The sequence below is a fragment of the Veillonella sp. oral taxon 780 str. F0422 genome, from assembly GCF_000221605.1.
Lineage (GTDB): Bacteria > Bacillota > Negativicutes > Veillonellales > Veillonellaceae > F0422.
Genome location: NZ_AFUJ01000059.1, coordinates 21,980 through 36,408 on the forward strand (window position 1 = coordinate 21,980; position 14,429 = coordinate 36,408).

8 protein-coding genes and 1 pseudogene are annotated in these 14,429 nt (G+C 39.8%); all 9 read right to left on the reverse strand.

The window, feature by feature from the left end:
* Nucleotides 1–9: 9 nt before the first annotated feature.
* Nucleotides 10–972, reverse strand: coding sequence for a TIGR01212 family radical SAM protein (locus HMPREF9200_RS07095; protein ID WP_009354039.1), 963 nt, complete (start codon nucleotides 970–972; stop codon nucleotides 10–12).
* A 1-nt stretch (nucleotide 973) separates the two neighbouring features.
* Nucleotides 974–2,788 carry a B12-binding domain-containing radical SAM protein gene (locus HMPREF9200_RS07100; RefSeq protein WP_255260739.1) on the reverse strand — a complete coding sequence of 605 codons (1,815 nt, stop codon included), beginning with the start codon at nucleotides 2,786–2,788 and terminating at the stop codon, nucleotides 974–976.
* 1,143 nt (nucleotides 2,789–3,931) lie between these two features.
* Nucleotides 3,932–7,096: an efflux RND transporter permease subunit gene (locus HMPREF9200_RS07105; protein WP_009354027.1), complete on the reverse strand. Its 3,165-nt coding sequence runs from the start codon at nucleotides 7,094–7,096 to the stop codon at nucleotides 3,932–3,934.
* Nucleotides 7,097–7,105: 9 nt separating this feature from the next.
* Nucleotides 7,106–8,272, reverse strand: a complete 1,167-nt coding sequence (locus HMPREF9200_RS07110) for an efflux RND transporter periplasmic adaptor subunit (RefSeq protein ID WP_009354038.1) — start codon at nucleotides 8,270–8,272, stop codon at nucleotides 7,106–7,108.
* Nucleotides 8,253–8,840 (reverse strand): TetR/AcrR family transcriptional regulator, encoded by a 588-nt coding sequence (locus HMPREF9200_RS08170; protein WP_009354034.1) that lies wholly within the window; start codon nucleotides 8,838–8,840, stop codon nucleotides 8,253–8,255. The genes HMPREF9200_RS07110 and HMPREF9200_RS08170 overlap by 20 nt, the downstream gene beginning before the upstream one ends.
* A gap of 231 nt (nucleotides 8,841–9,071) precedes the next feature.
* Complete coding sequence (locus HMPREF9200_RS07120) at nucleotides 9,072–10,058, reverse strand: deoxyguanosinetriphosphate triphosphohydrolase (RefSeq protein WP_009354033.1); 987 nt, start codon at nucleotides 10,056–10,058, stop codon at nucleotides 9,072–9,074.
* A gap of 15 nt (nucleotides 10,059–10,073) precedes the next feature.
* Nucleotides 10,074–10,894: pseudogene (locus HMPREF9200_RS07125) on the reverse strand (pyruvate, water dikinase regulatory protein).
* 5 nt (nucleotides 10,895–10,899) lie between these two features.
* Nucleotides 10,900–11,529 carry a CBS domain-containing protein gene (locus tag HMPREF9200_RS07130; RefSeq protein WP_009354020.1) on the reverse strand — a complete coding sequence of 210 codons (630 nt, stop codon included), beginning with the start codon at nucleotides 11,527–11,529 and terminating at the stop codon, nucleotides 10,900–10,902.
* Between the two features lie 51 nt (nucleotides 11,530–11,580).
* Complete coding sequence (ppsA, locus tag HMPREF9200_RS07135) at nucleotides 11,581–13,953, reverse strand: phosphoenolpyruvate synthase (RefSeq protein WP_009354023.1); 2,373 nt, start codon at nucleotides 13,951–13,953, stop codon at nucleotides 11,581–11,583.
* Between the last annotated feature and the right edge of the window lie 476 nt (nucleotides 13,954–14,429).

Genomic DNA, 14,429 nt, shown 5'->3' on the forward strand with positions numbered 1-14,429 from the left:
TGCTCCCTTTCACAGAAATTTTTGAACCGCAGCGCCATGTAAATAATCATAACCGCTGCCTTGAGAAATATCTTCGTCTTCCATAATTTGATCAATCAAATCTTGTACGCGCCACCAGCCCATAGACCAATTCGTGAAGATTGTATTTTCCTCTGGCGCACGTCCTACTAGTCGTTGTAATACAATCTTAGGGTCTAGGTAACGTAAAAATTCTACCACTCGTCGAGCGTATTCTTCTGCACTGATTAAGGTAAATTCACCAGCCTCATAATCATGTGCCATTTTCGTATTCTTTACTAAGTATAATGCATGAAGCTTCACTTGGTCTACTTGCAATGCTGATAAAGTTTTTGCCCCTTCAATGACATCGTCCATGGTGTCCCATGGAAGGTTCAGTATCATATGAGCACACACTTCAAATCCATAACGCTTGATGCGCAATACTGCATCGATAAACTCCGCCATCGTATGTCCTCGGTTTACCTTTTGTAATGTATGATAGTTCACCGATTGTAAGCCTAATTCTACATAGATATCAATACCATATTTGTTTTGTATATCTTTTAAAATATCTAAATAGGCATCATGTACACAGTCCGGACGCGTGGCAATGGCAATGCCTACCACATGTTCTAAGCAAGCTGCTTCCACATACTGGCGAAACTTCTCTGGTGGCAAATAGGTGTTACTAAAATTCTGAAAATACGGTATATATTTATAGGCTTTATATTTTTTCGCAATATGCACCACTGTTTCATCAATTTGCTGCTTCACCGTCATAGAGGCTGGTCGATTTTCATAACCTGCTCCAATTTCACCACAGAAGGTACATCCACCTACACCTGCTGATCCATCGCGATTAGGGCATGTCAACGGTAATGCCACTGGAATTTTATAAGCCTTTTCCCCATATCGCTCTTTGTAAAAAGCAGATATCATACGATACCGCTTTGGCTTTGTGGTATCACTCATATCACACCTCCTCCCTGATAGTTGAACTAGCAATATGTTCTCGATAATTCAAATTCGTATCTACACATTGTTGAGGACGTATAAAAGGTTTCGTCTCACCTTTTACATCAATTATGACCTCTACAGCACTATAAGACCCCCTTGGAATCCCTAAGTATGGCAATGTAGCACCACACACCTCTATCGTGTGGTAATCTTGTCTCACTTTACGCCACTCCACAAAGGAATAGTTAGAAATGTATTGTCGAACTAATGCTTCCTCACGCCAGAATATCTCGGCATCTTGCATTTCTTGCTTTCTATCCTTAGATAAACCAAATCGTTCATCACGGATTTTCCCATTGAAAGATGTCAATACATCGTAGCGCAGTAAATCACAGGCCACTTGGTCCTCTTTCAAGGTGAAGAACTCATAAAGGAATGCTATTTGATCAGCATCATTTAATTTACGGTCTTGATTCCCTTTTTCTAACCATAGCTTGGTCATTTCTTCAAAATAGGCAAAGGCCGATCCTTCTTGGATTAAGCTTTCACTAATGTACCCAAAAACTGTGCGATACCGTTCACTATTATAGAACCGTTCAAACACATCTTCAAAATGTTTTAACATGCGTACATCATCATAAGGCAAGACATGGGTTTGTAATACTTCGTAAGGTGCTTTCGGATTGGCAATATACTCGTACTCTGCCATGGAACGAACGCCAGAGCCTTTTAATAACTTTAAAAATCCAATCTGCAACGCATGAGGTTGCAAACTGAATAAATCATTAAAGGACTTCTCGAAAATAGATTTACTTTCATATGGCAAACCTACAATTAAGTCCATATGCACATGAGTACGCCCAGCCTTAATAATCGGAGGAATGACAGACTGAATACGGCCCCAATCATTGCGCCGATGGATCGCCTCTAAGGTCTTATCATGGGTACTTTGAACGCCTACCTCAATCTGTATTTGACCATGACGAGTAGAACTTAGAATATCTACTTCTTTTTCAGTCATTAAAATGGATTCCATTTCCAGGTGAAAGTTCGTCTGTCCCCCATGGTCACGCATCCACTCCATCAATGGAATATGATGATGAGGCGCACAGTTGAACGTACGATCCACAAACTTCACCTGTTTTACATTGTGCTCCACGAACCAAGCTAACTCTTCGATTACCCGTTTTTGGGGAAAGAATCGTACAGTGTTGCGATTTCCAGATAAACAATACTGGCAACTAAAGGGACAACCACGAGAAGATTCATAATAGACAATTTTATTCCCTAAGGTAAGCATATCTTCCTCTGTGTACGGGAATGGTATGGTGCTTAGATCCTTTACCTCCACCGCCTCTTCAGACCCTAGAATGTTGCCTTGTTCTCTACCTAAGATACCAGGTATGACAGGATCAACAGGAGAGTGACCTGTACGGATTGCTTTCACAAACGAAGTGAAAGCCTCCTCAGCTTCCCCTTGCACAATATAGTCAATATACGGGTGGTCTTCTAATAGTTCCCGCGCTGTATAACTCACCTCAGGCCCCCCTAAGATAATCTTAGTACTAGGGCGGACCGCTTTGATCATAGAACATAGATGCAATGTCATATCGATATTCCAGATATAACAAGCAAAGCCTATTACATCTGCGTCTAACGTAGTAACATTGTTTAAAATATCTAAAATAGGCATATTAATAGTGTATTCCACTATCTCATATGCCTCGTCCTTCGTTCTTCCATAAGCCTGCAAATAGCGCAACGCCAAAGAAGAGTGTATATATTTTGAATTCAACGTTGAAATAATAACTTTCATTTGTACCTCACTCATCGAATGAAACTAGTTCATCGGCTATTATTTCATTATACCACAAAACACAAACCTCTCCCATAATTTAACTCTTAGAGGGACGCAGTTAGACGTAGGAACAAGTAGTATTTTTTTGCAAAGTATGGTATACTTGACATGTAAAAAAGAAGAGCCATCAACGTGTAGCTGGCGTTAGGCTCATCTCAAATGTTGGAAAATTTGACTTGCCTAACGTGTATAAGTGGTGCGAACACTTATCTTTACGTTAGGCTTTGTCATTTCTAGTTAAAGAAACGATAAATATCTATAATTAATTTCAAAAATTTTACCAATAAAGATAATCTTTTCAAAAACTTCATAGAAATCACCTCCTCCTATAGTAGGAAGAGATGAGCCTAACAACACGTCAATAACTCTTCTAATTTTCATTATACTATAAAATTACTCAAAATGTTAATTTTTATCAATATATTTCCCTACCCAAGAGGAACGCAGTTAGACGTAGTAGCCTTTGTGGCGTCCTTACTGACTAAATAACACAAACATAAGAAGAGCACGGCATGCTCCGAACAAACATTATAAAATACCGTTTGTAAGGAGTATGCCATGCTCTTCCCTTTATCTAATTAAGACCGCCACAGGCTGCATAGCCTAATTAGTGACGACCTACAAGCTGCATACTCTAAAAAGTAGTATTTTATCATAAAGTATGGTATACTTAATTTGTAAATAAGAAGAGCCATCAACGTGCGCAGGCGTTAGGCTCATCTCAAAGCTTAAAAGAAATGGGCCTAACGTGTGAGGTGGTCAGACCTCTTTACGTTAGGTCATTTTATTATCTATTTCAAGATATCAATAAAATGAATTAGTAATTCCAAAGCTAAAATGATCAAATAAACCTAACCACTGTATTAGTTCGGGTAGGAATATGTCGTGCTCTAACTATTCCCAGAGAAACGCAGTTAGGTGTAGCAGCCTTTGTGGCGGGCCTTTACTGACAAAATGATACAAACACAGGAAGAGCACGGCGTGCTCCGAACAAACATTATGAAATACCGTTTGTGAGGAGTATGCCGTGCTCTTCCCTTTTTATCATATTCAATTAAGACCGCCACAAGGCTGCATAGCCTTACAAGTAACGACCAACGAGGCTGCATAGCCTAATTAGTGACGTTTAAAGCCTAGTTTTTCTATAATGATGAACAGCATAGGGATGATTGCCACTCCAAAGAATGTGGCTGTAATCATACCAAATACTACGGTCACACCCAAGGATGCACGGGCACCAGCACCAGCGCCACTTACCAACATCAATGGCGAGCATCCAATGATGAATGCAAAGGACGTCATCAAGATAGGACGTAAACGAATCTTCGCTGCCTCAATGGCTGCATCTACATAGTTCATACCTCTTTCATCGACACGAATCTTAGCATATTCGATAATCAAGATCGCATTCTTCGCTGCTAAGCCCACCAAGGTAAGCAAGCCAATTTGGAAATAAATATCCAAGGCAAAGAAATGTGTAGATTTCATCATGGCACCAATCATATTGAATAACCATGGACCAAGTACAGCACCAAAGATACCTGTTGGAACAGATAATAGTACTGCAAATGGTACTTTCCAAGATTCATACAAGGCAGCCAACACAAGGAATACAAAGACAATACCGAATCCAAAGATAATCAACACTTGGGATCCCGCTTTGATTTCCTCACGAGTTTGTCCACCCCAATCATAGGTATATCCTTGTGGCAATGTATTTTTCGCCACTTCTTCTAAGGCTTTGATAGCATCACCAGAGCTAACACCTTGCTTAGTATTACCACCAATGCTCACTGCTGGGAAGTTGTTATATCGTGTTACCACAAAGGCAGATGTCGTTTTTTGCGGTGTAATATACGTATCAACTGGCACCATTTGACCTGCTGCATTACGAACAGTCAATAGATGATTCATACTAGGATCGGTACGGAACTGATTGTCCGCTTGTAACATAACTTTGTAGTTTTTACCAAACTTAGTAAAGTCATTTAACTGCATACCACCATAATATCCTTGTAAGGCTGTATAAATATCTGTCACCGCTACGCCATCACGAGCCGCTCTATCACGATTCACATCAAAATTATAGGATGGTGTGGCCGTATTGAAAGTCGTATAAATACTGCGGAACTCAGGACGTTTTTGAGCTTCTCCTAAGAACTGTTGCACTACCGCATTCATTTGTTCTGTACTATGACCCGCTTTATTGATGAGGTACATGGAGAAACCACCTGTATTACCAAGACCTGGGAGGGATGGTGGATTCAACGGAATAATCGTTCCTCGTGGGTCCTTAGAACCATGGATGAAAGTATTTCGAATCTTTAAGCCAAGCTGTTGATCTGGTTGCGTTCTTTCACCCCAATCTGTTAAGGATGTAAAGATTACACCACCACTCGTTTGTGCTGCCCCAGCTAAGATATCAAAGCCAGGTACTGTGATGGTCCCATCAGAATCTTTATCTTCGTTCAAGAAATGACCTAAATCAGTTAATACATCTTTTGTACGACTAGAAGTCGCCCCTGGAGGTAAGGATACAGCAACCATGAAATAGCCACTATCTTCAGCTGGTACGAATCCACTTGGCACCATACGCATCATACCAAAAGCTGCACCTAAGAAGATAGCCAATGCCAACCATGTGGCCCATAGACGATTGGACCAACGAGCTAAAAGAATACCATACTGATCGATTCTTCGATCCAAGAATCCATTAAACCACTCCAAGAAACGACCCACTATATTAGTAGTCTCTTTTGGCTTATGTGGTTTTAACATAATACCACACAATGCAGGCGTCAATGTCAATGCTACAAAGGCAGAAATAATAACAGAAATAGCTACTGTTAAAGCGAATTGTTTATACAATACCCCCGTTAAACCACCCATGAAGGCCACTGGAACGAATACGGAAATCAATACGAAAGCAATACCAACAACAGGGCCTTGTACTTTTTCCATGGCTGCTACGGTAGCCGCCTTTGGTTTCAACCCATTGTAGCGCATTTCATATTCTACAGCTTCGATTACGACGATCGCATCATCCACGACGAGACCGATCGCTAACACCATGGCTAGCAAAGTCAATGTATTAACAGTAAAGCCCATTACTTGGAACGCCGCAAAAGTACCAATCAAAGATACTGGCACTGCAATCATTGGAATCACTGTAGACTGCCATGTTTGCAAGAACAAGTACACAATAATCGCTACGAGAATCAAGGCTTCTTCAAAGGTTTTTACTACTTCTTTCATAGAAGCTTTTACAAATTTTGTATTATCTACAATAATCTTCGCTTGCATATCCGGTGGGAATGCTTCTTCTTGTTGGTGAATAACCTCTTTTACAGCATTGATTGTTTCTAATGCATTCGCATCATTCGTTAAAGAAACAGCAAATACAGCTACTGGTTTATCATTGCCCGTTTCTTTTGAGAAACTTGTAGGCTCTACAGAATAACTTTGTGCCCCTAATTCAACACGAGCTACATCTTTTAAATGCAATAAATTATTCTTTTTATCCTTTTTAATAACAATATTTTCAAATTCAGAAATTTCAGCCAAACGACCTTGCACTTTTACAGATGTGTTGAACGCCTGATCTTTATCGATTGGGTCAGAACCTAATGCACCCGCTGCAGCCTGTTTGTTTTGGCTACGAATTGCATTACTTACATCTGTAATAGTAACCCCAAATTTAGACATTTTTGTTGGGTCAAGCCAAATACGCATGGCATAATCAGCACCGAACTCTTGCACTGTACCCACACCATTCACAGATTTGATGGCATCCATCATATAGTTAGTGGCATAGTTTTTTAAGAAAGTTCTATCATAACTACCGTTTGGAGATACCAAGGAGAATACCATGGCCATATCCCCAGAAGATTTCGTAGTTGTCACACCTACCGTTTGTACTTCGGATGGCAAAGATGCCAAGGAACGGGCTACACGGTTTTGTACGTTTACCGTATCCATATCGGCATCAGTTCCTTGCTCAAATTGAACTGTCAAGTTATAGGAACCATCCCCTGTACTCGTGGATTGCATATAATCCATATTTTGGACGCCAACGATTTGTTTTTCGATGACTGCCGCTACCGATTCGCTTACAACCTCAGCATTGGCCCCCATGTAGGCAGTACGTACCTGTACTTGCGGTGGAGAAATCTGTGGATATCTGTCGATCGGCAGTTTTGATAAGGAAATCAACCCTAGCAATGTAATGATAATAGAGATTACGATGGCAAAGATAGGGCGATTAATAAAGAATTTTGACACAATATCACCCTAATTACCTTTCTCAATATCTTCTTTGCTTAATAAAGTTGCTTTTACTTCTGCGCCATTTTTCGCTTTTGTTAAGCCATCTACAACGATTTCATCGCCTACTGTTAAACCTTTACCATCTTTGGAAGGACGAATGATGGTGTATTTACCACTGGTACCACTTGTTGTGACAGGCACTTGTTCTACTTTACCATCTCGGATGACCATCACAAATGTTTTATCCAATACTTGTAATAAAGCACGAGATGGCACTAAGATAGCGCCTTGAATAGTTTCACCGCTAGTAATAACGGATGCATACATATTTGGTAACAACATATGATTTGGATTTGGGAATGCTGCTTTTAAAATCAGCTGACCTGTACCGCTATCTAAGTTTTTGGCAGCTTCCACAATGCGACCTTTAATTGTGCTTACAATTTTGTGATTATCATCATAGGTACCATAGATTTCACCATTGGACAATTTCAATTCTACTTCGCCATCTACAGAACGATGTGCTTTTTTATATTCTAAGTACTCTGCTTCACTCATACTAAATTGTACATATACTGGATCGGTAGAGTTCAATGTGACAAGTGCTGTTTGTCCAGCTGTAACGAATGTACCTAAATCTACATCATCCATTTCCAATGTACCATCAAATGGCGCATATACAACCGTATCTTGTAAATTATTTTCCGCTAAGCGGATTTGTGCTTCCATAGCTTCTAAGGCTGCGCGATTTTGTGCAGCCACACTAGCTTGTGTATCCAGTGTTTGGCGGGCAATGGCATCTTCATTTGCTAATGTTTGATAGCGCTGTAAATCGACTTGAGAGTTTTGGTACGCTGCGCTAGATCGTGCTGCATTGGCTTGTGCACTAGCTAGGTTCGCTTCGTATTGACGTCCATCGAGACGATACAATGCTTGACCGGCTTTTACCGTGTCGCCCCCTTTTACATATTTTTCAACAACTCGACCGGATACATTCGCTCGAATCACAATAGAATTTTGTGCCAATACAGTACCATTGAAAGATTCTTGTACATTTGTATCAGTAGCTGTGATTTTATAGGAGTTAACCTCCGTTGGACCTTGCCCCGGAGCTTGTCCACCACAACCAGATACAAGTACAAGGGCTGCCAAGCTAGCTGCCACTAAACCATTATACGCTTGTTTTTTCATTCATTTCACCCTTATTTGTAATACCCTGTAATATAACTGAAATAACCTTTGGCATATATTTATAAATATCCTCATGATGATTGGAGCTTTCAAACACAATGCGTCGTACAGCACCTTGCAACATCATAATGATAATATCAACATCCACATAGCGAGCAATAGTTCCTTGCTCTTGTTGGTGTAGTAAATAGTGTTTAAGTAAGTCCCAATCTTTCTTGAACAAAGTTTTCAACGTTTCTTGTAGTTGCGGTATATATAAGAAGATTTCTATGAAAGATTCTCCACTGAAAGCCGCATACAAATTTGATCGTACTCTAAAATACCTATTTAATACTTCTTCTACAGTAAGACTTTTATTGTTCACAATATTCTCATGCTGTCTGTAAAAGTCTTCTGCCCCATGGACTAAAATGGTTTCTACAATTTCATGTTTAGAACGAAATTGTTCATACAACGTACGTTTACTAATAGTCAATGCTTTTGCTAAATCATCCATGCGGAATGATATGCCTTGCTCTTCAATCATTATGGCCGCCGCTGCTAAAATTTTCTCCTTAACGGTAACCAATATAGCCCTCCTTTCACACTATAAGTAAAGAGTTACAAAACTCAACTAATGTATTTCAGTACCAATCTTTAGTTTACTTAAAATAAGAACAAATGTCAAACTATGAAACCCATCAATTCGATGATGTCTATATACCCCAAACTTTTATTTTTAAAGAGTTTAGGGTATGAATAACCTAAATTTGCAAGCAAAAAATGCCACGCCTTAGCGCAGCATTTCTTTGAAAGCAGATCAATTATCCCATACTTTAGGAATATAATACTCAGTAAATAGTTTTATCGCATAGTTATCTGTCAGACCCGCCACATAGTCCACAATATCTTGGTCTGTAATGGGATTGTCATGATGGATTTCATGGCGAATCGCCTCGGGGTGTTCTTTATAGTACATAAATAAGTGTTTTACCACATAGTCACCTTTATTCCGATCTGGAATTAACGACGGTGCCCGATAGACACGTTCAAACATAAAACGACGGAAAATATTCATAGTTTCCACACCACGTTCTGACATAGAAATCACCGGTTGATCCATAGAGGATGTCACCATGTCTGTGACCATGGCAGTAATCATTTTGGAATGGGTATCTCCAAAGACCTGTAGCACTTCTTTCGGTAAATCATTCACCCTGAGCATATGTGCTCGCAACGCATCATCAAAATCATGACATAAATAGGCGATACGATCAGCAGTGCGTATGATCTGCCCTTCTAAGGTAAGAGGCATATGAGAACCTGTATGCCCTAAAATACCATCACGAACAGCAGTCGTTAGGTTAAGACCTTGTCCATTCTTTTCAATACTTTCCACCATGCGCAAGCTTTGCTCATTATGATTGAAATGACCTACCATATCACGAAGGGCGTATTCTCCCACATGTCCAAATGGTGTATGTCCCACATCATGCCCCATAGCGATAGCCTCTGTCAAATCTTCATTCAACCGCAACGCCCGTGCAATGGTACGTCCAATCTGTCCCACTTCTAAGGTATGTGTCATACGAGTCCGATAATGGTCCCCCGGAGCAATATATACTTGTGTTTTGTGTTTTAATCGACGGAAACATTTGCTATGTAGAATACGATCTCGATCTCGTTGAAAATCCGTCCGATATGGATCAGGCTCTTCCTTACGATCTCTTACAGATTCTCTACTTTTAGCCGCATAAGGACTTAACATAGTATATTCTCGATCTTCTAGCATTTCACGAATACTCATATGACACCTCCTAGCTTAGCGTGTATCCATGACACGATTTTTTTGAATGATTTGCATCACCATACCAGCTGTTTCTTCGATAGATTTATTAGTTACATCAAGTACTGGGCAATGTAACCGCCTCATCACAGTTTTTGCATAATTTAACTCTTCTTCAATACGGCTTACATTCGCATAATTAGCGTCTGCATGTAGTCCCATGGTACGAAGACGTTCCTCACGAATATTGTTCAATTTGAAAGGATCAATAATTAACCCTACAATCTTGCGTCCTGGAATTTGGAATAATTCTTCTGGCAATGGTACTTCTGGTACCAATGGTAAATTGGCCGCTTTTATTTTTTATAGGCTAAGAACATAGATAATGGGGTCTTACTAGTACGAGAAATTCCAATAATGACAATATCTGCTTTTTCAAAGCCTTTTGGATTTTTACCATCGTCGTATTTCACGGCAAATTCTATAGCCTCTACCTTTTTGAAATATTCTTGGTCTAATTTATGAATCATACCAGGTGCCAATCTAGGCTCTGTATCTGTCATAGTTCCTACTGCATCCATAACAGGGCCCATAATATCTACGGCTTGCACACCCTGTGCTTTACAAGCTGTATCTAAATACGACCGCAATGCTGGTGATACAATGGTATGACAGATCACATGTCCGCCGGTAGCGGCTTCTTTTACCACTTCATTTATTTGTAATTCATCATTAATATAGGGCACACGAACGATATCAATCGTTTCCTTATCATATTGACTTGCCGTAGCACGTGCCACTGATTCAGCTGTTTCTCCTAGGGAGTCAGAAATTGCATAAATAATTTTAGCCATAATTACTCCTATCGTTTTCCACAGTCCCAAAATAAACGGGTCACTGTGGTTTTAGAAATACGACCTACTACACGATATTCTTTACTTGTCTCTAATAATACCTTATCTACTACCGGTACGCAATCGATTTCAAAATCAATCATCCGTTCTACTGCTTCCACAACAGGCATATCGGGATATGCCACTACGACTTTACTAGTAGGTGTCATGATCATGGAAATAGGCATAGTATTTAAATCAGACCCACCAAGAGAGGCACGCAATAAATCTTTACGAGAAACCACGCCTTTTAATATACCATCATCACAGATTAAGATAGTTCCTACATCTTCTGTGAACATGGTAACAATTGTGTCATACACAGATGCTGTGGAACTGACTGCTACCACACTGGACATAACTTGTGCCACTGTGAAACTATTAATCTCAGCCGCTAAGGGATTATTTGCCACTTTACCAACATAGTAATACCCGACCTTTGGCCGTGCATCTAAAATACCCATCATTGTCAGTACCGTTAAATCTGATCGCAACGCAGACCTCGTTAAGTCCAATTTTGTAGCGATCGCTTTACCAGTGATAGGCCCTTCTTGTTGTACAATTTGTACAATCGATTCTTGTCGTTTTGAAAGATTCATATTGTTACCTTTCTATGAAAAAGGAGGCTCCTTCCAGAGCCTCCTCATCTATTACCAATCTAAAGCTTCTGTATTTTGACGACCTTTGCCTGTCAAAGCATCTAACATAATGCGTTGTTCTAATTGTGCCACCATTTTTTTCGTAGACACCACAGCATCTGGATTTACAGAAATAGAGTCAATACCATGTTTTACTAAGAACTCACAGAACTCTGGATATACACTTGGCGCTTGTCCACAGATGGATACTGTTTTGCCATCTTTGTGTGCTGTTTCAATTAAATGTTTAATAGCACGTTTTACAGCCAAGTTTCTTTCATCATAAATATGTTGTACAGTTTCATTATCTCGATCACAGCCTAATACAAGCATCGTTAAGTCATTGGAACCAATAGAGTAACCATCTACATATTGATTGAATTGATCCGCCAAGATAATGTTCGCAGGGATTTCAGCCATCAACCATACTTTGAAGTCTGCATTACGTTGTAAGCCGTGTTCTGCCATAATACGAGTTACTTCTGCTGCTTCCTTCACAGTACGACAGAATGGAATCATAACTTGCAAATTTTTAAAACCGAATTCATTGCGTACTTTTTTAATGGCTTCTAATTCTAACAAGAACGCTGGTGCATAGCGTTCATCATAGTAGCGAGAAGCACCACGGAATCCAAGCAAAGCGCTAGATTCTTCTGGCTCGTATTTATCACCACCATTTAAATCACGGTATTCGCTAGATTTGAAGTCACTCAAACGCAATACAACTTGTCGAGGGGCTAAGGCTGCACATACTTTACGCATACCTTCGGCTAAGGTATCGATGGCAAAATCACGACGACCTGTTTCGATTAAATGCATTGGGTGTTCATGAATAAAAGTAGTCCAAATGAATTCCTCACGCATTAAACCAATACCATCACAAGGTAATACGCCATATTTTTCAGCCAAGTCTGGATCGCCTAAGTTCATGTAGATTTTAGTAGCTGTAATCGGTGTTGGCTCTACATAGCGAGCTTCTGCTTCTGGCTCTACTTTTTTGGTAGCCTCTTCTAAAATTCCATCATAGACAATACCATTTGTAGCATCTACAGTAATCATTTGACCGTCAGAAATCGTTTTCGTCGCCTCTTCACTGCGAGATTTTGTACCTACAATACAAGGAATCCCCAACTCACGACTTACAATAGACGCATGACAAGTCATACCACCAGCATCTGTGACAATAGCTTTAGCTTTTTTCATCGCCGGTACCCAGTCAGGAGCAGTCATAGTAGTAACAAGGATTTCTCCTTCTTTAAAATCATCGATATCTTCTGGATTTTCGATCACATGAGCACGACCTGCTGCTTTACCAGGGCTCGCAGGAAGACCTTTTACAACAATCTTACGTTCTGTTGTAGTCGCTTCCACTACAGTTTCTTCTTTTTCTTTCTTTTGAGAGAATACAGTTTCTGGACGGGCTTGTAAAATCCATACTTTTCCATCGCGCTCATCGATGCCCCATTCCATATCCATATAGCAACCATAATGTTTTTCAATTGCTTTTGCATAAGTTGCTAATTCGATAACTTGTTCGTCTGTGATAACTTGTTGACGAGCTTGGTCTTCAGGAATTTGAATTTCAACGCAATCCCCTTCTGGTTTACGTACTAATGCAAGATTTTTATCGTTAATCATACGATCTGTAATTTGCATCGTCCCTTTATCTACAGTGAAATTATCTGGTGTTACTGTACCTTGCACTACATACTCACCAAGACCCCAAGATCCTTCGATAATAATGGATTTGTCATCACCATTCATAATATTCACAGAGAACATAACGCCTGCAGCTTTGGAGTATACCATCATTTGGATGGCTGCTGACAAGGCTACTGTCATATGATCGAAACCTCGTTTTACACGATAGTAGGTAGCACGGTCAGTAAAAGTAGATGCATAGCATTCTTTTACTTTAGCAATGATCATATCAGCGCCACGAACATTTAAGTATGTATCTTGTTGACCTGCAAAACTAGCATCTGGCAAGTCCTCTGCAGTGGCACTAGATCGTACCGCTACAAATGGGTTCTCTTCCCCTACTTTACGTGCTAATTCTTCATAGCCTTCACGAATAGCCTCAGCTAATGGAGCTGGCATTTCCTCATCCATAATCATTTGACGTACTTCTGCAGTCACCTTACGTAACAACGCAGAGTTTTCCACATCATGCAATTCTTCCAATTTAGCTTTAATTCGATCTACTAAACCAGTTTCTTCCATGAAATAACGATAGCCATGGGCTGTTGTAGCATATCCATAAGGAACAGGTACATTCGTAGAAGAAGTCATTTCTCCTAAAGAAGAAGACTTACCACCAACAATATCCACATCCTCACGATGCAATTCATCAAACCAAAGAACATATGCAGTATCACGACTCATGATTATCCCTCCATCACAAATAGTATTCATAATTTAATTATATAGTACAACACATATAATAAATAGTCAAGCATTATTCTGTATGTATACCTAATTGAGTTAGCAAATTAACGCCATTTTTGAAATATAGAGGAATATATGTTGCTATACTAAGCCTAATCTTTTTAAAATATCTCTAAGTATTATAAATGCCATCATAAAGTATACAGAAATGACGATATAAAGATGTAGAACTAATAAAAAAGCACCCTATACGGGTGCTATCAATAAATTGACTAGGTGGGAGTCGACCACACGCTTATCCACAGAGGAACGCAGTTAGACGTAGTAGCCTTGTGGCGGCTCTTTATTAACTGCATTATATAAACGCAGAAGAGCACCACATCTTCCTGAACAAACCTACCGTAGGATCAGTTTGAGAAGGAATATGTGGTGCTCTAGCACCCCCAGAGGAACGCAGTTAGACGTAGTAGCCT

Bases quoted from the DNA above. Each gene is read 5' to 3' on its own strand.
- HMPREF9200_RS07095 (WP_009354039.1), bottom strand. From the start codon at position 972: ATGAGTGATACCACAAAGCCAAAGCGGTATCGTATGATATCTGCTTTT.
- HMPREF9200_RS07100 (WP_255260739.1), bottom strand. From the start codon at position 2,788: ATGAGTGAGGTACAAATGAAAGTTATTATTTCAACGTTGAATTCAAAA.
- HMPREF9200_RS07110 (WP_009354038.1), bottom strand. From the start codon at position 8,272: ATGAAAAAACAAGCGTATAATGGTTTAGTGGCAGCTAGCTTGGCAGCC.
- HMPREF9200_RS07120 (WP_009354033.1), bottom strand. From the start codon at position 10,058: ATGAGTATTCGTGAAATGCTAGAAGATCGAGAATATACTATGTTAAGT.
- HMPREF9200_RS07130 (WP_009354020.1), bottom strand. From the start codon at position 11,529: ATGAATCTTTCAAAACGACAAGAATCGATTGTACAAATTGTACAACAA.
- ppsA (WP_009354023.1), bottom strand. From the start codon at position 13,953: ATGAGTCGTGATACTGCATATGTTCTTTGGTTTGATGAATTGCATCGT.